Below are 18,417 nucleotides of genomic sequence, written 5' to 3'. Positions count from 1 at the left end.
CCGGTTCCGACGTTGCCGCCGCCTGAAGCTACCGCACAAGAGGAAGACGCAATGACGACAGCCTACCAGCCCGAAACCGCCGGCTCTCCCCAGGTTCAGCCCAAAGGTTTTCTGGCTCAGTGGATCTATTGGGCGCTCAAGCAGCGGCTGCTGGCGCTGCTGGTGCTGCTGGTGATCGTCGGTGTCGGGATCAACTCGGTGATGCGGCTGCCCCTGGACGGCCTGCCGGACATCTCCAACGTGCAGGTGCAGGTGATTACCGAAGCGCCCGCCCTGGGTCCCCAGGAGATCGAGCAGCTCATCACCTTTCCGGTGGAGATTGCCCTGACCGGCATGCCCCGTCTCAACCAGATGCGCTCGATCTCCAAGTACGGCCTGTCGCAGATCACGGTCGTCTTCGAGGACGGTACTGACATTTACTTTGCCCGCCAACTGGTGAACGAACGGCTCAAAGATGCCGAGGGCCTCCTGCCCGCCGGGTCTGAAAGGCCCGTCCTCGGTCCGGTGAGCACCGGCCTTGGGGAGATCTATGTCTTCGAACTGAAGGGCGACGGCCGTTACACGCCCATGGAACTGCGCACGATCATGAACTGGACGGTGATCCCCCGCCTCAAATCGGTCCGGGGCGTCGCCGAGATCAACCCGATGGGCGGTTTCGTCAAGCAGTACCAGGTCAAACTCGACCCGGAGCGGATGCTGGGCTACAGCATTACGCCCCAGATGGTCTTTTCGGCGCTTGAGACCAACAACGCCAACTCCGGCGGCGGCTATTCAACAGATGGCAGCGGCGAGCAGACGATCATCCGCGGCGAGGGCCTGGTGACCAGCACCAGCGATATCAGCGATGTGATCGTCGATCGCAGCCACGGCACGCCGGTCTACTTGCGCGATGTGGCGGAAGTGGTCATCGGCAATCAACTGCGTCAGGGCGTGGTCACCCGCAACGGCACCGACGGCACGGTGGTGGCCACGGTGCTGATGCGCGCCGGCCAGAACGCCAACGGCGTGATCAAAGACGTCAAAGCGCGCGTCGCCGAACTGCAAAAGGAGTTGCCCGAAGGGGTCGAAATCGTCCCCCACTACGATCGCACCCAGCTCATCACCGCCGCCATCAAGACCGTCGCCATCAACTTGATTGAAGGCGCCCTACTGGTAACGGCCATTTTGCTGATCATGCTGGGCAACATCCCGGGATCGCTCATCACCGCCTTGATCATTCCGCTTTCGATGCTGCTGGCGATCACCGGCATGGTGATCGGCGGCGTGAGCGGCAACCTGATGAGCTTGGGGGCCATTGACTTTGGTCTGCTCGTCGACGGTGCCGTCTTCATGGTCGAGAACATCATCCTCAGGCTTTCCGAGCAGCGCCCCGAGACTCCCAAAGAGCGCATGGCGGTGATCGGAGCGGCCTCGGCGGAGGTGGCCAAGCCGGTGGCCTTTGCGATCACGATCGTCACGGTGGTCTACATCCCGATCTTTGGTTTGTCGGGTGTGGAGGGTAAGCTCTTCCAGCCGATGGCCTTCACGGTGATTCTGGCCTTGGTGGCCTCGCTGGTGCTCACCCTGTCGCTGGTGCCCCTGGCTTGCTACTTCGCGTTTTCCAAAAAGCTTCCCGAAGAGCGCGAGACGCTAGTGATCCAGTGGCTGCGCCCGGGCTACGAAAAGGGTGTCACCTGGCTGATGGGCAAGTGGCTGCCGGTCTCGGCCGTCTGCACGGCCATCTTTGTCGCTTCGCTGACGCTGGTGCCGCTGTTGGGTTCGGAGTTCGTCCCCAACCTCTCGGAGGGGTCGATGGTGATCAACATGCGCCGCCCGCCCGCCGCCTCCCTCGACGAAGGTGCCCGCCAGACCAAGATCCTCGAGAAGGCGATCAAGGAGTTTCCCGAGGTGGTCACCGCCGTCTCCTTCACCGGTCACCCGGAACTGGCCACCGACACCAACAAATCCGAGAACTCCGACATCCTGGTCATCCTCAAGCCCCAAAAAGAGTGGAAGACCGCCAAGACCCAGCCGGAGTTGGTCAAGAAGATCGAAAAGCGGCTCACCGGCATCGTACCGGGGGTGACGGTCGCCTACACCCAGCCGATTCAACAGCGCGTCAACGAACTGCTTTCCGGCGACCGTCTCGACATTGCCCTGCGCATCTATGGACCTGAGATCAACGAACTGGATCGCCTTGCGGGCCAGGCGGCCGGGGTGATCAAAAAGGTCCAAGGGGCGGCGGACGTGCGTGCCGAGACCGTGCGCGGCCTGCCGGTCTTCAATATCAAAGTCGATCGCCAGAGGCTTGCCCAGTACGGCATCAACGTGCGCGAGGTGCTCGACACCATCGAAGCGACCCGCGCCGGCAAGGTGGTGGGCACGATCTACGAAGGGCGCCAGCGCTTCAGTCTGGCGGTCAAGTTCGACGAGGATGCCGTGCGCGATCTGGAGGACACCCGGCGCCTGCCCGTCTCCACCGAGGACGGCCGCATCGTGCCGTTGGGAGCGGTGGTCGACATCACCACCAGCGACGGCATCGCCCAGATTTCGCACCGCGAGGGCGAGCGGGTGATCACCGTCGGCATGAACGTGCGCGACCGCGACCTGGGATCTTTCGTCGCCGCCGCCCAGCAGGCGGTCGAATCGCAAATCAGCGCCCCCAAGGGCTACCGGTTGGTCTGGGGCGGTCAGTTCGAAAACTACCAATCGGCCCTCTCGCGGTTGCAGATTCTCGTGCCGCTGGCGCTGGCCCTGATCTTTTTGCTGCTCTATAGCTCCTTCGGCAACCTGCGGCCGGGCATCTTGATCTTCCTCAATGTGCCCTTCTCGCTGGTGGGCGGTCTGGTGGCGCTTTACCTCAGGGGCATGCCGCTGTCGGTCTCGGCGGGGGTAGGCTTTATTACGCTCTTTGGCGTCGCGGTGCTCAACGGCATCGTGCTGGTCTCCACCATCCGCACCATGCAGGAGGCCGAGGGTCTGTCTGCTGAAAAGGCGGCCCTCAAAGGCGCCAAAGAGCGCCTGCGTCCGATTCTCTCGGCGGCCTTGCTCGCGTCGATCGGTTTTATTCCGATGGCCACCGCCACCAGCGCCGGGGCCGAGGTGCAGCAGCCGCTCGCCTCCGTCGTCATCGGCGGCCTGATTACCTGCACGTTCTTCACGCTCTTTGCTCTGCCGGTGCTCTACCCGGTGATCTGCGGCGGATCTTCCCCCGGAGGCAGCGCCCCCCGCACGAATTTATCGCTGTGGGAGCGCCTGCAGAAGTTGTTCGGGCAGTATAGCGCCGCCCCGAAGCCGCGTCCCGGGATCGAGCCTGCCCGGGTGGAACCGCCCCCTGCTTGAGATCTAGACATCGAGCGGTTCGCCCACCGCTTTTTCGAGATCCGCCCAGGCGCCCTGGTAGGCCACCACTGCTTCGAGATAGCTTTCGAGCACCGCCTGGGCCGCCTGCTGGGCGAGGACCACCTCGCCCAGGTCGCGCTTGCCCAGTTCGTAACTCAGTTGGGTCAGCTGTACCACGTCCTGGGCGGCGGGCAACAGCTGGTTGCGGTGGCGGCGCAGGCTCTCGCGGGCGTTGAGCAGCGCCCGGTAGGCCGTGCGCACTTCCACGGCAATCTGCAGCTTCAGAGCATCGATCTGCAGGCTGCTTTGCTCGCCGGCCAGTTCCGCCAGTTTCACTTCGCCCTGGTTGTTGTAGAAGACCGGCAGATCGATCCCCACGCCCACGTAGACCCCCTGGGCCTGGGGGTCGCTGTTGGTGCGCGTGGTAAACAGATACCCAGTCGCCACATTCACATCCGGGACGCGCTGGGCGCGGGCCAGAGCCAGCTGGCGGCGGGCCACCTCCCGCTGCTGCTCGGCCGCCTGCAGATCTAAGCGGGCGCGGTAAGCCCGCTCCAGGAAGGTGGCCACCAGCGGCACGGGGGCGCCCGGCAAAGGAACCAGGGCAGTTTTTTCGAGCGACAGCTCAAATAGACCCAGATCGTCGATATCGAGGGTTTCTTCCGGATCGCGTCCCAACAGACCACTCAGGGCGATCTGCGCCTGCTCGACGCGGCCGAGGGCTTCGGTCTGTTGGGTTTTGAGCCGGTTGACCTCCAGTTGGGTCTGCAGGGCGTCGGTTTTGGGCGATTCGCCCGCTGCGCTGCGCTTGCGGGCTACTTCGAGCAGCCTTTGGGCGAGGCGCTCCTGCACTTCGAGGGCGCGGCCGCCGGCCTGGGCCGCGGCGAACTGGGCGTAGGCTTTGCGCACCTGCGAGCGGATTTCAAAGCGTGTGGCGTTGTACTGTAAAAGGGCGAGGCGGTACTGGGCGTCGGCCAGGGCAAGGCGGGCCGGCCGCTTGCCTGCCGTCTCCAGTTTCTGAGAAAGCCCCACTGTCTGGGGGCTGCCGTCCTCGGTGTAGACCGTGCCGAACCCCCAGTAGACGGTCAGTTGCGGGTTCGGAGCAGCCCCGGCGGCGGTGATCCCGGCTAGCCCAATGCCCAGGTTGCGCTGGGCAACCACCAGCTGCGGGTTGCGCAGTTCTGCCTGGCTGAGCGCCTGTCTGAGCCCAAGGGGTCCGCCTGCGGGCAGGACGCCCTGGGCATTGGCGGGCAGGGCGTTCATCCCGGCCCACAGCAAAGCGATGCCGCTCAAATACAGACGGTAATGCATCTTGATCGTCCCTGCTGAAGTGATTGAGGTTCATCTTCTCCGCACAGCCCGGTTGGGAAGCGTCGCATGGACGACTGCTGTGGCGGTTGCGCGGCTGATATCGTGTGGCCATCGGTGCAGGCGGACGGCGATGGAGCGATACCGGCAAGACAGGCGACTGTGGATGGCCCTCGGTGCTCTCGGTCTGCTGATGGCGTTGCAGGCGACTGCCCGTGCCCAACTGGCGACGCTCTACCAGTTCGATGGACGGGGCGGCTCCTCCCCCTATGCGGGCATCGTCCAGGGCCGGGATGGGCATCTCTACGGCAGCGCCACCACCGGCGGGGCCTACGGCAAGGGCACGCTGTATCGCCTGTCGGCGGCAGGCGAGTTCAAAGTCCTGCACAGCTTTCGCGGTAAGGAAGGCGCCCACCCGGTCGCCCGGCCGGCCATCACCCCCGACGGCTCCCTTTACGGCACCACCAGCGCCGGGGGTTCCGCCGGGCGCGGCACGCTCTACCGCAGAGCCCCGAGTGGAGCGCTCACCACTCTGCACAGTTTTGACGGCGACGACGGCGGCAATCCCTTCGCCAGTCTGCTTTTGGCCCGCGACGGCCACTTCTACGGCACCACCAGTTGCGTCGCTTCCCCGGGCCTGGGCACGATCTTCCGCCTCGCAGCGGACAGCCGCTTCAAGACATTGCACACCTTCAAGCTCCAGGAAGGTTCCGACCCGTTCACCGGCCTGGTGGAAGGCAGTGACGGCCAGTTGTACGGCACAACGGTCTACGACGGACCCAACAACGGCGGCACGGTCTACCGCTTTTCGGCCGCGGCCGGCTTCTCGATGCTCCATGCCTTTCAGGACAGCGACAGCAGCACCGGCACGAGCCCCCGGGCCGCGCTGATGCTCGCGGGCGACGGCCATCTCTACGGCACCACCGTCGCCGGGGGCAGCTATGGCCTGGGCACGATCTTCAAGTTGTCCCCAGAAGGGGAGATGACGACTCTGCACAGCTTCCGGGGCGTGGACGGCTCGCGGCCCTACGGTTCGCTGATCCAGGGCAGGGACGGCAGGCTCTACGGCACGACCGTCAACGGCGGCAAGCCGTCGCTGATGGGCGGCAGCGCGGGCAAACTGTCGATCTTCGAGGACGGCGACGGCACGCTCTTTGCGATCACCCTGGAGGGCCGCCTCAAGACGCTGCATGTCTTTGGCGGCGAGGACGGTTCCCATCCGGTCAGCACCCTGATGCAGGGCACGGACGGTCACCTGTACGGCACCACCGCCCACGGCGGCCGGCTCGATCAAGGCACCGTCTTCAAGTTCGTCTTGCCGGGGGAGCGCTTTCCGGCCGCCTCCCGGGACAATCCGCCCTAGAATGGCCTCTGGCTTTCGGAGTGACCCGCTGTGCCGACCGGTGCGACAGCCCGATGGTGGGTTTGGTTGTGGCTGTTGTGCCTGTCCTGGTGGTGCCGGCCGGCCCACCCCCAGGCTTGGCCGGAGAGCGAACTGCACGCTCCCAATGCCGTCTGGTCCCTGGCGGATGTGCCCCCCGGCGCCTGGAGCCGCACAAAACTGACCCAAATCGCCCAGCGGCTCGACCTGGCGCAGCCGCCGCGCTTCGAAGGCGACCGCCCCCTCAACCGGCTCGAATTTGCCGACTGGTTGCAGCGGATCCTGGTGGGGCTCGAAGCGCGTATCGCCTCCGAGGGCGCGGCACTCCCCGAGCCTGCCGATCTGGCGGTCCTTGAGCGCCTGCGCGCGGAATTTCAAGACGAACTGGGGGGAGCCGCCGATCGCCTGGGAAGCCTCGAAACGCGCCTCGGTGCAATCGAAGCCAATCTCTTGAGCCCCGTCACCAAAATGGACGGCTCGGTGGTGATGGGCATCTCCGGCGGCGTCGGTTGTCCCGGCTGTACGATTTTCTCGGGGACCGCCGAGGAAACTTACCCCTCCGCCGCCGCCCTGGGGGATGCGCTCGGCGCGGTGAGCATTCCTATCCGGGCGGCCAACACCACTTTCGTTTCGCGCACCACCCTCAACCTGCGCACCACCTTCACCGGCCAGGACGAACTGCGGCTGCGGATGCGGGGGGTTACCGGCCAGGACATCAGCGCCGCGCTCGCAGGGATCGCGAGCGGCATCGGCGTGCTCATCTTCAGCGGCGGCCCCGACAATACTTCCTTCGACGGCTCGACGGTGGGCATCAACATCAACGGCACCTCCAGCTTCACCATCGACGAAATTCGCTATATCTTCCCGCTCTTTAGCCAGAACTTCCGGGTCTTCTTCGGCCCGCGCCTGGAGATTTCCGAATACCTCGATGCCAACAGCTTCGCCAACAACGAAGAACTCGACTTCACCGGCGGACTGACCACCAACAGCCCGCTGTTGACTTTTGTCTTTTTCGGGCCTGGTCTGGGTTTCGATTGGGACATCTCCGAGACGTTCAGTCTGCGGGGCATCTATCTATCCACCAACGCCGGGGCGGCCACCGGCGACGCCCGCCGCGACGTGAACCCCTTTGGAGCCCCCTACGGCGGGTACGGTGCGGGCGGGTTATTCGGCGGTGAATCGTCGCTGTTGGGCGAGTTCGAGGTGCGCCCCGGCCCTGCCGCCTCGGTGAAATTGCAGTTCGGACAACTCAACGAGCAAGGCGGCATCGTCGATACCCTGACGCTGCCCGAGACCATCCAGAACACCGTCACCCAGTCGCTGGGGGTGAACTTCGAATGGTCGATCATCCCGGCTTTCGCGATTTTCGGCCGCTACGGCTGGGGGACCACCGCGGTCTATCCGGTGGCCAGCATCGACGAGCAGTTCACGGCGATCAGCCTCAACACCTGGCAGTTGGGCTTTACCCTGCCCAATCTCGGAGGCGACGGCAACGCCCTCGGCTTCACCGTTGCCCAGCCGCTGCGCGTCTTTTCGGGCAGTGCCGTTGGTCTGGTGGGACCGGGGCTGACCAGTTCGCTGGTGCCGAGCGGCACCGAGCGCGACTACGTGGTCTACTACCGCCACATGCTCACCGACCGGCTCAGCCTCACACCGATACTGCAATTTATCGAGCAGCCGGTCAATTCCAGCCGCAGTAACGGCCTGGCGGTCGGTATCCTGCGGGCGGTCTTCAGTTTTTGACAACTGCGCTTTGAGATTTTGGCTGCACCGAAGCGGCGCCCGCTATGCCGGTCATGTAGGTTCTATTCCTTCTCACGAAATTCGAAAACTGCTATTGACTTCTTGAGGAGAGATTCAGTAATCGGCCCGTCTACCGATTGGAGTTGCGCCAAACAGATAGGCAGGGTGAGCGCGACACGCTGACGGTGCCCGGGGAGCACCCGTTCTTTCTCCAGAACAAAGGCTGGACAGCGGCGGAACGTTTGGAGCCTGGGGATCGAGTGCAGGCGGCCGAGGGCAAGAGGCTGCGGGTGGCCGGACTGGCGGCACAGGAGCAGACACGGAAGACGTACAATCTGGAGGTCGAGGGGGACCCCGCACCTTCTGCTTCGCTGGCGACACCCAGGCTTGGGTACACAACGTGTGTCCAGTTATTTCTCGGATTGTAAGCGGTAGCTATGCCCTCAAAGAGACGAAAACGCTTATTCAGCTCGAACGGCGGGGAGGTTTGGCAGAAGCAAACCGAATTTTTGACGATATCGCTGGTGCGAGACCAATTTTTACGATCCAAACCCCAAAAGGAGTTGTGCGCGCCGTGGAACTCGAAAACGGTATGAAAGCCTCGGTAAGAGGCTTTTCCTCCCAACCTTCCAGGCCGACGATTCAAATCGAGGGATTTGGCTCAAAGACGATTAAGATCCGCTTTGCCTGAGGAACGTACCGTGAGCAAATCAGAGGTTGGGGTCATACCGGAAACAGAATTCGACAGTAAGTTTGGGCTCGCTTACGCTTCTGTCTTCGTGGACGAAAGCCAACTTGCTTCTCTGGATCGAAGCGTTCGGACAACACCTTTTGTGAATAAAGCCTGGGAGACCGTACTCGTGCCCTACGGATTGTATGGAATCATAACCAATGCCACTGAATTCAAGGCACTCGAGCGGGCGGCGCTAGAAGTCGGTGACGAAGTTGCCATTATCACAGACATTGAGCCGATTCCACCGCACCGGTATTCTGTTCTAACTACTTGGGACGAGCAAAGTTTTGAAGCCGCATGTGACACAGGATTCTTGAAACATGTGGACAGCGTGTTGTTTGGAAGGTCGATGGGTTGGGGAGCTTTCTGTGCGACTGACGATTATTCTTGGATCGGCGGCCACGCAGGCTTTATGCAAGTTTTCATCGCAGAAGCCGGTGGAATCACGGTTTTGAGAGATCGGTTTCTCAGCTTCGCGTCGGACGAATGGCAAGTCGACTCGGCTTTTCGAGATGCACTGCTTGAACGGGTGGGTTGGCTCGCCCGGTAGAAGCTGCACTACGACAACGGTACCCGGGTGTGGTGCTGTGTAGCAGGACACCCGCTCACGCCGCAGTGTCTTCACACTCATCTCCGCACCGACGCTCGGCGGCCGCTCCCCGGCAAGAGGGGCGGTCGGTTGGATGCCTGCTCGGGCAGCACTTTCAACTTGCACGATACGGTCGTGACGCTGTTCATGTGTACCATTGCACACCAGTTGTGCAGGAGATGGTGAAGCGTGCTGTAGATGCCATTCCTCCCGGCGTTGACCTTTCAGGTACAGCGCGGGACTCCTGGCATATCTGTTGAACAAAAGAACAAGCTTGAGTGCTAGTGCGGGTCCGGGGTCGGGGCAAGACCCTCGGCGGGAGGGGACTTGGGCGGTTGCACTGTTGGAATTGGGCTGCCGGATTGGGTGCGGGCGTAGTCGAGGGCAGCTTTGGGAGTGACGAGCATCACCTTTTTGGTCTGGGAATCGGTGGGTTCTTGCAATGCTTCTAGAATTCCTTCGAGATCGAGCACTTCCACGGTTACGGGTACGTTTGCATTGGCTTGCTGGCGGCGGTAGCGGTCGATAAAGGCCGTCATCTCCTGCTTGGTGAAGTACACCGGCACGACGGTGCGGTTGTTCTGCTGGAGGGTCAGGTACTGTTTCTTGCCGGCATTGACCGTGGCGGCAAACAGCGGTGCCCCCTGCAAATCTTCGGGTTTGCGCCCGGCGGCTTGCAATAGCGACAGTGCCCACTCGACTTCGGTGCGGTTTGCGAAGAAGGCGAGGGTGACTTCCTCCTCGGTGCCGCGGCTTTCGAGGCGCAGCCGGTAGAGGTTGCCAAGCGAAACCGGCTGCACGCGCAACTGGCCGCCGCGGGCGGCGTCTTTTTTCTTGAACGCGGCGACGAACGCCTCGGCGTCCTGAGGGGAGAAATAGACCCCGGCCACCAGCGGCCCTTTGGAGCCGTCCGGCGGCAGCGACAACAGCGGTTTGCCGTCGGCGGTGGCGACGGTAAAGAGCACTACCGGCTTAAGCTTTTCGATAATCTGCGCCTGGGTGAGTGCTAGGACCTCACCACTCCAGACGATTGAACTGACCAGGATGGCCGCTGCCCATCCCTGCACCCGGCGCTTCATGAGCTTATCCAGATTTGATCAGATTCTACTGTGCGCCCTGGCCGTCCCACCGTCAACCGGCCCGATCCGGTATGGTGTGAAATGTTTGTCAGTGGAAAGTACGGATGTTTCGGATAGCGACCGACGGGGCCTGCAGCGGCAATCCCGGTCCGGGGGGATGGGCGGCCCTGGTCGTGGGGGAGGGCACCTACGAAGAAGTGTTCGGTTTCGAGCCGCACACCACCAATAACCGCATGGAGATGCGCGCCGTCATCGAAGGTTTGACGCGCGTACCCGCGGACGCCAAGGTGAAAGTGCTCACCGACAGCCAGTACGTGATCAAAGGGATGAGCGAGTGGCTGCCCGGCTGGAAGCGGCGCGGCTGGATCACTTCCACCGGCAAACCCGTCGAGAACCGGGATCTGTGGGAAGCGCTGGAGCGGGCGGTAGGGGGGCGCGTGCTCTGGGAGCATGTGCGCGGCCACACCGGCCACCCCGAGAATGAGCGGGCCAACACGCTCGCCCAGACGGCAGCCCGCGGCGGTGCTCCGGCCGTTGGCGCCCGGACTGTGCCCACCAATGGAACGACCTATCTGAGTCTGGTGGACGGGCACCTCAGCCGCTCGACCGGCTGGAGCGCCTGCCAGGCGCTGGTGCAGGGCGTATCCGGGGCGCGATACAAAAAATGCCGCAACCGGGCGGAGGAATTGGACACGATTTCTGCCTGGGGACTGCCTCCCGAGTCGCTTGTGCAGCTGGAAGGTTAAGATCTGCGGCATCCCGGAAATTTTGCATGCCCGACAGCCTGACCATCCACCTGCCCGACATTCCAAGTACGCTCAACCTGGTCGGTCCCGCCGAAGAAAACTTGCGTCTACTGGAAGCAAAAACGGGAGCCCAACTGGTCCTGCGCGGTCAGGATCTGGTCATTGCCGGGACAGACGAGCAGATCCAACGCTCGCAGCAGATCATTTATAACCTCGAAAATCTCTGGCAGCGCGGCAGGCGCATCGGCAATATCGATCTTTCCAGTGCCGAGCGGGCGGTGAGCACCGGTCGCACCGAGGAACTCCAGCGTCTGCAGCGCACCGTGGTGGCCGTCAACCGTCGCGGCGAACCTCTCTATACCCGCACCTTCGGCCAGTGGCACTACGTGCAGGCCATCGTCAGGCACGATCTCACCTTCGGTATCGGTCCGGCGGGCACCGGCAAGACCTATCTGGCGGCGGTGCAGGCGGTGCTCGCCCTGCAGGAACGGCGCGTCGAACGCATCATCCTCACCCGCCCGGCAGTCGAAGCGGGCGAGCGGCTGGGGTTTTTGCCGGGGGATCTGCAGGCCAAAGTCAGTCCCTATCTGCGTCCCCTCTACGACGCGCTCTACGACTTTATGGAACCCGAGCGGCTGATGCAGCTGATGGAAAAAGGCACCATCGAGGTGGCTCCCCTCGCCTACATGCGCGGCCGGACACTTAGTAATGCCTTTGTGATTCTCGATGAAGCCCAGAACACCACCGCCGAGCAGATGAAGATGATGCTCACCCGGTTGGGCAACGCCTCGAAGATGGTCGTCACCGGCGATCCGACCCAGACGGATCTGCCCGCGGGCAGCCGCTCGGGGCTCGCCCTCGCCCGCCGGATCCTCTCCGGGGTGCGGGGGATCGCCTTTTGCGAGTTCGGCCGCGAAGATGTCGTGCGCCACCCGCTCGTGCAGCGCATCGTCGAAGCCTACGAACAATTCGAAGCGAGCCAGGCGAGCAAACAGTGACGCGTCAGGGGGACCACCCCAGGTTGAGCGTTGTCCCTTCGAGCGCCAGCAGGGCGGCCTTGCGCGCCAGGCCGCCCGCGTAGCCCGTCAGGCTGCCGTCCGAACCGATCACCCGGTGGCAGGGTACAACGATCGCAATCGGATTGAGGGCGTTGGCCCGGCCGACCGCCCGGGCCGCGCTCGGATTGCCGATGCGGCCGGCGAGTTCGCCGTAGGTGATCGTGACCCCGTAGGGAATCCGGCACAGTTGCCTCCAGACGGTTTGCTGGAAGGCATTGCCGACCGGCGCCAGGGCCAAATCGAAGCTTCGGCGCTCCCCTGCAAAATACGCTTGAAGCTGTGAGGCGACTGCTGCCACCGCCTCAGGTTGCAAGGTCACGGTTTCGTATCGCTCCAGCGGGCGCGGGACACCCTGCAGTTCGTTCTTTTCTATGAAGTCGAGGTGAACGAGGGCACCGTCGCTGTTGACCTTACACCGTAAGGTTCCGAGCGGTGTTGGGATGTTCCCGACTTGTAGAGTGCTGTCGATGGATTGCGTCTGTGACATGACCCTTCTCCTTCCCCTTCGTGCTTGTCGGTTGTGGCCGCTTGGGATGCCCAGAGGTGGATTGCGGCGTAGGCCCGCCACGGCCGCCAAGCCTGGGAGCGCAGTTCCAGCGCGCGCGGGGTGAGGTGTGGCCTGCCTGACGAGGTGGCTTTGAGCAGGCCAAGGTCGCCTGCCGGAAAGGCGTCGGGATCTCCCAAGGCCCTGATGGCCACGTACTGAGCCGTCCAGGGTCCGATGCCCGGCAGTTGCAGGAGCCTTGCGACCGTCCGTGCCGGGGGAGGCGCCGGATTTAACAGTTCTGGATCTTCTACCAGCGCCGCTGCAAGTGCACGGATCGCCCGGGCGCGGGCGGGCATGACGCCGACATCTTCCAAAGGAGCGTTCACCAGGGCTTGCACCTGTGGAAACAACAGCAATGGCCCATCCGGCGGCAACGCGCCCAGGTGCAGGTCGAGCGGCTCACCCCAGCGCTCGGCGATACGGCCCACAATGGTGCGGGCGCCCGTGACGCTCACCTGTTGCCCGACGATGGCGCGTACCGCCAGCTCGAAGCTGTCCATGGTCCCCGGTATCCGTCGGCCTGGCACGGTTTCGAGCAACGGAGCGAGAAGTGGGTCGGCACCCAGGACAGCCGCGATTGCGGCCGGATCGGCGTCGAGGTCGAAAAAGCGCCGCAGTCGGGCGGCAACGGCCGAAAGTGCTGCGACCCGGTCGCTCTGTACACGCGCAACCAGCACCCCGGCCTGCGGATCATCGGTAACGGTCACGAGGGCCGCACCGTCCGCCGCCCGCAGGCTGCGCCGATAGGTTTCACCGGTTACCGCTTCGACCCCGCGGATCGCCCTGGGGGCCAGAAAAGCGAGAAACGCCGACCAGTTGAACGGCTTGCGATAACCCAGGCGCAGGACAATGCCGCAGCCACCGGCAATGCATCCTTGCTTGCGCAGGGTGTGGGGCGGACGACCATACATTTGCTGGAAAGCCGCATTGAATCGACGGATGCTGCCGAAACCGGAAGCGAAAGCGATCTCCGCCATGGCCAGATCTGTATCGACGATCAGGGCTTTTGCAAAGAGGATGCGGTGTACGGTCTTAAACTCGATCGCCGAGGCGCCCGTTTGCTCGCGAAAAATGCGCCGCAGTTGTCGCTCGCCGACACCGACGGCAGCGGCGATGTCCGGGAGGTTTTCGGTTTCGGGGGCTCCCTCGGCCATCAGCGAAATTGCTCGGCGCAGGGTTTCGTGCGTGCCGCTCCAGCCTGCATGGCCTGGGGCAAGTTCCGGCCGACAGCGGATACAGGGCCGAAATCCGGCCGCCTGTGCAGCCGCCGCGCTCGCGAAGAACATACAGTTGTGCGCCTTGGGAGGCGGCGTCGGGCAGACGGGTCGGCAGTAGATGCCGGTCGTCTTCACCGCCGTATAGAAGCGGCCGTCGAAGCGCTCATCCCGCGCCAGAACGGCCCGGTAGCAGGCCAGGTGGTCGATATCCATATGCCAAGCCTAATCGACCAAAAAGACGATGTCTGGCCGTTTTCGGACACCACCGGCGTTCAGGCCGCAGGCGACAGCTCGATGAGCGTCACCTCCGGCGGACAGCCGATGCTGAGACGCTTGAAGCGGCCCATTCCCCGCGACACATAAAGCTGGTTGTCGGCCTGTTGATACAGCCCCGCCCAGGCGTTCGATTTGATCACCCAGCCTTTGTAAGGCCAGGCGGCGGCCAGTTCCGGCAAGTAGTCTTTCACCTTTCGGCTCAGACGATTGTTCAAGGCGAGCACCGGACCGAGGCCCGGCAACCGCACCTGCCCGCCGTGGGTGTGGCCGGACAGTTGCAGGTCGATACGAAAGTCCCCCAGCCGCCAGAAGGTGTCGGGGTTATGGGAGAGCAACAGTGTCGGGGTGCGGCCCCGCAATGGGGTGAGTACGCGCGCGGGGTCGTAAGGGCCGAACCAGAGATCGCCCGTGCCGCCTACTGCCAGTTCGCCTACCCGGGTCCAGCGATTTTCGAGCACCGCGATCCCGGAACGCTCCAGGGCTTTTTTGATCTTGCGGCGTGAGTCGTAGCGGACGTTGTCGTGGTTGCCCAGTACCGCGAAGCTGCCGTGGCGGGAGCGCAGAGCGCCCAGGACTGGGGCCAGTTCGTGGATGGGCTGCGGATGGTGGGTGACAAAGTCGCCCGTGAGGGCCACCAGATCGACGTCGAGGGCGTTGACCATCTCCACCGCCCGCTCGATCGAACGCCAGGGCACATTGGCGTGATCCCAGTGGATATCGCTCAACTGCGCCACTTTCAGCGGCCGGTCGAGGCCGCGCACCTGGACCGGCACCCGCTCAAACTGCAACGAATCGGCCTCGTGCAGCGCCCAGGCGGGCAGGACGACGGCGCCGCCGCCCACGGCCGCGAAGCCCCCGAGCAGGAGTTGGCGTCTGGTGAGCATACTGGGGAAGTATTCCGTAGGGCTGATATCGATCCAGCGTAAAGCATCTTCTGCCGTCGCTGGCTTAACATCGGTACACGAGACAACGGGAGGAGATTGTATGTCCGACCTGATCCAGACGGTCATCGACAGCGAGGAAAAGGCAGACCTGCGCCAGTTTATCGGCTTACTGTACCAACAAGAAAAGCGTTACTTGTTGCGAAGCGATATTCTGCGGGTCTTCTCGGAATACTGCTCCCAGGCCCAAAAAGAAGATAGTTTTTTCTCGGGATCGCTGCTCGGCCAACTCATTTACTTTACCCAGGAATTTATTCTCGAGAACGAGAGTCTCTGTCTGGTGTTGCGGCCGGTAATCGCCCGGCAGGAGTATTGCCGCATCAATCGCGAAGATTTGCGCGTCGAACCGCTCAGCATCCAGGAGTACCTGGATCTATGCGATCAGACCGCGGGCCGCTTCCGTCCCCAGGACGGCGACGTGCTGGAGCTGGATTTTCAGCCGTTTTATGATTTCTCGCCGAGCATCCGCGACTCCAAAAATATCGGCAAGGGGGTGCAGTTTCTCAACCGCTTCCTGTCGAGCAAACTCTTCCAAGATCCGGGCAGGTGGCAGCAGCGGCTGTTTCAGTTTCTCCGGCTGCACCGCCACAACGGCAGCCAACTGCTCATCAACGAGCGTATCCAGACGTTGAGTCAGCTGAGCGCGCAGCTCAAGCGCGTCATCGCCTTTGTGAGCGCCCGCCGCCCCGAAGAGCCCTACGCCAATTTCCGCTTCGACCTGCAATCGCTCGGCTTCGAGCCGGGCTGGGGCAACACCGCCGCCCGCGTGCGCGAGACGCTCGAAATTCTGGATGCGCTGCTCGATTCGCCCGACCACGAGACGCTCGAAGCGTTTATCTCGCGCATCCCGATGGTTTTTCGGGTGGTGCTCGTTTCTCCCCACGGCTGGTTCGGCCAGGAGGGCGTGTTGGGCCGCCCCGACACCGGCGGCCAGGTGGTCTACGTGCTCGACCAGGCGCGCAGTCTGGAAAAGCAGCTCATCGAGGACCACACCCTGGCCGGTCTGGAACCCAACCCCAAAGTAGTCATCCTCACCCGCCTCATCCCCAACAACGACGGCACCCGCTCCAACCAGCGGCTCGAAAAAGTCTACGGCACCGACAACGTCTGGATTTTGCGGGTGCCCCTGCGCGAGTTCAATCCGGCGGTGACCCAGAACTGGATCTCGCGCTTCGAGATCTGGCCCTACCTTGAGTCGTTCGCCATCGACTCCGAAAAAGAACTGATGGCCGAACTGCGGGGACGGCCCGATCTAATCGTCGGCAATTACTCCGACGGCAACCTGGTCGCTTTTTTGCTGGCGCGGCGGCTCGGGGTGACCCAGTGCATCATCGCCCACGCCCTCGAAAAAGCGAAGTACGCCTACTCGAATCTGCAGTGGGAAGAACTCGACGAGCAGTACCATTTCTCGCTGCAATTTACCGCCGATCTGATCGCGATGAACGCCGCCAACTTCGTCGTCACCAGCACCTACCAGGAGATCGCCGGCACCGCCGACAGCGTCGGGCAGTACGAGTCGCACCGCACCTTCACGATGCCCGATTTGTACCATGTCGTCTCGGGGATCGATCTGTTCAATCCGAAGTTCAACGTGGTACCCCCAGGGGTCAACGAGAACATCTATTTTCCCTACACCCGCGCCGAGGACCGCACCCCGGGCGACCGCGAAAGGCTCGAACAACTGCTTTTCAGCCTCGACGATCCCGACCAGGCCTATGGCCATTTGGTCGATCCCGGCAAGCGCCCGCTCTTTTCGATGGCCCGCCTCGATCGGATCAAGAACCTGACCGGATTGGCGGAGTGCTTCGGTCGCAGCCCCGCCCTGCAGGAACGCTGCAATCTCATTCTGGTGGCGGGCAAACTGCGCGCCGAAGATTCCACCGACCGCGAGGAAATTGCCGAGATCAACCGGCTTTACGAGATCATCGATCGCTACGGTCTCGACGGCAAAATCCGCTGGCTGGGGGTGCGCCTGGCCAAGGTCGATTCGGGCGAAATCTATCGGGTAATCGCCGATCGCCAGGGGATCTTCGTGCAGCCGGCCCTTTTTGAGGCGTTCGGTCTGACGATTCTTGAGTCGATGATCTCGGGATTGCCTACTTTTGCGACGCGCTTCGGCGGACCGCTCGAAATTATCCAGGACGGCGTCAACGGGTTTCTCATCAACCCCAATGCCCTGGAGGAGACGGCGGAGAAGCTGCTCGAATTTGTGAGCAAGTGCGAGGCCAATCCCGCCTACTGGCAGCAAATCTCCGAGCGGGCCGTCCAGCGGGTCTACAGCACCTACACCTGGAAAATCCACACCACCCGCTTGCTGACCCTGGCACGCATCTACGGCTTCTGGAACTACGGCTCCCAGGAGAACCGCGAGGACCTGCTCCGTTACGTCGAGATGCTCTTTTATCTGCTCTTCAGGCCGCGGGCGCAGAAGTTGCTGGAGCGGCACTTCCAGCGCGATTCGATAGAATAAGGCAGACCTTCGCACCCGATGCCATGCTGCAACGCATCAAGCTTCTGCCCTGGCCCGAGATCGCCTGGAGCGCCGTGCTCGCCGATCTCGGGCTTTTGGTGATCTGCCCGCTGTTGGTGGTGGTGTTTTTTGCCACCCCCGGCCCGCTGCGCACCACCCTCGTCGGTGTCGGCGTGCCGCTGTTGTGCGGAGTGGCAGGCGGGGTGCTCGCCCGGCTGATTTTCAGCCGTCTGTTCTCACGGCAGATGATCGACAACGGCATCGGTTGGGCACTGGTGCTCACCGTTTCGCTCACCGCCTTTCCGGTGGGCTGGGCTCTGGGAATCGCGCTGCAGAACCTGCCTCCCCTGCTGGGTTTAGCACTGGAGGCGAGCGAACCCGTTCAATTTGTCGGTGAATTTATCGGCAACACCGCGCGGTTGCTGTTCGATATTGTCTTCGTGGTGGGCGGGGCGATGGGCATGTTCTGGCGGGCCATCCGCGTCGGCCGCTGACGGCAATCGTTCAATTGCTCTGCCACCGCCCCTGGAGTTGGGCCTGCTCCATGCTTTGCTCCCAGTGCGCTCCGTCGAATGGGACAATCGAGAACTTTTCGAGCACCTCGCCGTCGAGACAGCGCACGTTGACGTCCACGGCATCCGGGTGGGAGCGGGGCCGGTAGAACGGGTGGATCCCGCAGACCCGGCAGAAGGTGTGTTTGGCCACGCCGGTGTTGAACGTGTAGGTGCTTAGGGCATCGGTGCCGCTTATCAACGTGAAGCGCTCGTTCGGCACGATCAGGTGCAGGAATCCTTTTTTGCGGCAGATGGAGCAGTTGCAATCGTCCGCCTCGTGCTTTTCCACCGCCACGCGAAAGCGCACAGCGCCGCAGTGGCAACCGCCTTCGTAGATTGTCAAATTCTGGCTATTGTGGCGCACAAGCAAATTCTTGAGTGATTGGGTTTTGTGAGCATTTCTGCTGTTTGACAGTAGGCACAGCAATCAGCGAAATGGTTACGTATTTCCTGT

The 18,417-nt window shown here is 62.9% G+C and carries 16 protein-coding genes; 10 read left to right on the top strand and 6 right to left on the bottom strand.

Going from position 1 to position 18,417, the window contains the following annotated elements; all coding sequences use genetic code 11:
• Window positions 1-51 precede the first annotated feature (51 nt).
• Window positions 52-3,321 (top strand): efflux RND transporter permease subunit, encoded by a 3,270-nt coding sequence (locus GLL_RS18670; RefSeq protein ID WP_011143608.1) that lies wholly within the window; start codon window positions 52-54, stop codon window positions 3,319-3,321.
• A gap of 3 nt (window positions 3,322-3,324) precedes the next feature.
• Here GLL_RS18670 and GLL_RS18665 read toward each other — a convergent pair whose 3' ends face one another.
• Window positions 3,325-4,632 carry a TolC family protein gene (locus tag GLL_RS18665; protein WP_011143607.1) on the bottom strand — a complete coding sequence of 436 codons (1,308 nt, stop codon included), beginning with the start codon at window positions 4,630-4,632 and terminating at the stop codon, window positions 3,325-3,327.
• A gap of 130 nt (window positions 4,633-4,762) precedes the next feature.
• Here GLL_RS18665 and GLL_RS18660 point away from each other — a divergent pair, with 130 nt between their 5' ends.
• From GLL_RS18660 to GLL_RS18640, 5 genes are all read left to right on the top strand, one after another.
• Complete coding sequence (locus tag GLL_RS18660) at window positions 4,763-5,992, top strand: choice-of-anchor tandem repeat GloVer-containing protein (RefSeq protein ID WP_164929338.1); 1,230 nt, start codon at window positions 4,763-4,765, stop codon at window positions 5,990-5,992.
• Between the two features lie 30 nt (window positions 5,993-6,022).
• Window positions 6,023-7,753, top strand: coding sequence for an iron uptake porin (locus tag GLL_RS18655; protein WP_011143605.1), 1,731 nt, complete (start codon window positions 6,023-6,025; stop codon window positions 7,751-7,753).
• Window positions 7,754-7,890: 137 nt separating this feature from the next.
• Complete coding sequence (locus GLL_RS23805) at window positions 7,891-8,181, top strand: polymorphic toxin-type HINT domain-containing protein (RefSeq protein WP_407919990.1); 291 nt, start codon at window positions 7,891-7,893, stop codon at window positions 8,179-8,181.
• Window positions 8,182-8,240: 59 nt separating this feature from the next.
• Window positions 8,241-8,444, top strand: coding sequence for a hypothetical protein (locus GLL_RS18645; protein WP_164929336.1), 204 nt, complete (start codon window positions 8,241-8,243; stop codon window positions 8,442-8,444).
• Window positions 8,445-8,454: 10 nt separating this feature from the next.
• The gene (locus GLL_RS18640) at window positions 8,455-9,036 is read left to right on the top strand and encodes a hypothetical protein (protein WP_164929335.1); all 582 of its coding nucleotides are present in this window, start codon (window positions 8,455-8,457) and stop codon (window positions 9,034-9,036) included.
• A 320-nt stretch (window positions 9,037-9,356) separates the two neighbouring features.
• Here GLL_RS18640 and GLL_RS18635 read toward each other — a convergent pair whose 3' ends face one another.
• Window positions 9,357-10,154: a Tic22 family protein gene (locus GLL_RS18635; RefSeq protein ID WP_011143602.1), complete on the bottom strand. Its 798-nt coding sequence runs from the start codon at window positions 10,152-10,154 to the stop codon at window positions 9,357-9,359.
• A 104-nt stretch (window positions 10,155-10,258) separates the two neighbouring features.
• Between GLL_RS18635 and rnhA the strand changes: the two genes are divergently transcribed.
• Complete coding sequence (gene rnhA, locus GLL_RS18630) at window positions 10,259-10,900, top strand: ribonuclease HI (RefSeq protein WP_011143601.1); 642 nt, start codon at window positions 10,259-10,261, stop codon at window positions 10,898-10,900.
• Between the two features lie 26 nt (window positions 10,901-10,926).
• Complete coding sequence (locus GLL_RS18625; RefSeq protein ID WP_011143600.1) at window positions 10,927-11,898, top strand: PhoH family protein; 972 nt, start codon at window positions 10,927-10,929, stop codon at window positions 11,896-11,898.
• A gap of 4 nt (window positions 11,899-11,902) precedes the next feature.
• Here GLL_RS18625 and GLL_RS23330 read toward each other — a convergent pair whose 3' ends face one another.
• From GLL_RS23330 to GLL_RS18610, 3 genes are read right to left on the bottom strand one after another with little or no spacing between them, the layout of a single operon-like run.
• Window positions 11,903-12,445 (bottom strand): methylated-DNA--[protein]-cysteine S-methyltransferase, encoded by a 543-nt coding sequence (locus GLL_RS23330; RefSeq protein WP_164929334.1) that lies wholly within the window; start codon window positions 12,443-12,445, stop codon window positions 11,903-11,905.
• On the bottom strand, window positions 12,328-13,935 hold the full coding sequence (locus tag GLL_RS18615) for an AlkA N-terminal domain-containing protein (protein WP_011143598.1): 1,608 nt from the start codon (window positions 13,933-13,935) through the stop codon (window positions 12,328-12,330). The genes GLL_RS23330 and GLL_RS18615 overlap by 118 nt, the downstream gene beginning before the upstream one ends.
• Before the next feature lie 59 nt (window positions 13,936-13,994).
• Window positions 13,995-14,882 (bottom strand): metallophosphoesterase, encoded by an 888-nt coding sequence (locus tag GLL_RS18610; RefSeq protein WP_011143597.1) that lies wholly within the window; start codon window positions 14,880-14,882, stop codon window positions 13,995-13,997.
• Between the two features lie 100 nt (window positions 14,883-14,982).
• Here GLL_RS18610 and GLL_RS18605 point away from each other — a divergent pair, with 100 nt between their 5' ends.
• A complete protein-coding gene (locus tag GLL_RS18605) occupies window positions 14,983-17,409 on the top strand; it encodes a sucrose synthase (RefSeq protein WP_011143596.1) in 2,427 nt (808 codons plus the stop codon).
• Window positions 17,410-17,432: 23 nt separating this feature from the next.
• Complete coding sequence (locus GLL_RS18600) at window positions 17,433-17,903, top strand: hypothetical protein (RefSeq protein WP_011143595.1); 471 nt, start codon at window positions 17,433-17,435, stop codon at window positions 17,901-17,903.
• Between the two features lie 10 nt (window positions 17,904-17,913).
• On the opposite strand, the gene GLL_RS18595 is transcribed toward GLL_RS18600, so the two are convergent.
• Window positions 17,914-18,327 carry a GFA family protein gene (locus tag GLL_RS18595; RefSeq protein ID WP_011143594.1) on the bottom strand — a complete coding sequence of 138 codons (414 nt, stop codon included), beginning with the start codon at window positions 18,325-18,327 and terminating at the stop codon, window positions 17,914-17,916.
• Between the last annotated feature and the right edge of the window lie 90 nt (window positions 18,328-18,417).

Source organism: Gloeobacter violaceus PCC 7421 (assembly GCF_000011385.1).
Taxonomy (GTDB): Bacteria; Cyanobacteriota; Cyanobacteriia; order Gloeobacterales; family Gloeobacteraceae; genus Gloeobacter; species Gloeobacter violaceus.
The sequence above is the reverse complement of the archived record's forward strand: the minus strand, read 5'-3'. Positions and strand labels throughout refer to the sequence as shown.

Coding starts and splice junctions, on each gene's coding strand:
- GLL_RS18670 (WP_011143608.1), top strand. CDS start 52: ATGACGACAGCCTACCAGCCCGAAACCGCCGGCTCTCCCCAGGTTCAG.
- GLL_RS18665 (WP_011143607.1), bottom strand. CDS start 4,632: ATGCATTACCGTCTGTATTTGAGCGGCATCGCTTTGCTGTGGGCCGGG.
- GLL_RS18660 (WP_164929338.1), top strand. CDS start 4,763: ATGGAGCGATACCGGCAAGACAGGCGACTGTGGATGGCCCTCGGTGCT.
- GLL_RS18635 (WP_011143602.1), bottom strand. CDS start 10,154: ATGAAGCGCCGGGTGCAGGGATGGGCAGCGGCCATCCTGGTCAGTTCA.
- rnhA (WP_011143601.1), top strand. CDS start 10,259: ATGTTTCGGATAGCGACCGACGGGGCCTGCAGCGGCAATCCCGGTCCG.
- GLL_RS18625 (WP_011143600.1), top strand. CDS start 10,927: ATGCCCGACAGCCTGACCATCCACCTGCCCGACATTCCAAGTACGCTC.
- GLL_RS23330 (WP_164929334.1), bottom strand. CDS start 12,445: ATGTCACAGACGCAATCCATCGACAGCACTCTACAAGTCGGGAACATC.
- GLL_RS18615 (WP_011143598.1), bottom strand. CDS start 13,935: ATGGATATCGACCACCTGGCCTGCTACCGGGCCGTTCTGGCGCGGGAT.
- GLL_RS18610 (WP_011143597.1), bottom strand. CDS start 14,882: ATGCTCACCAGACGCCAACTCCTGCTCGGGGGCTTCGCGGCCGTGGGC.
- GLL_RS18605 (WP_011143596.1), top strand. CDS start 14,983: ATGTCCGACCTGATCCAGACGGTCATCGACAGCGAGGAAAAGGCAGAC.
- GLL_RS18600 (WP_011143595.1), top strand. CDS start 17,433: ATGCTGCAACGCATCAAGCTTCTGCCCTGGCCCGAGATCGCCTGGAGC.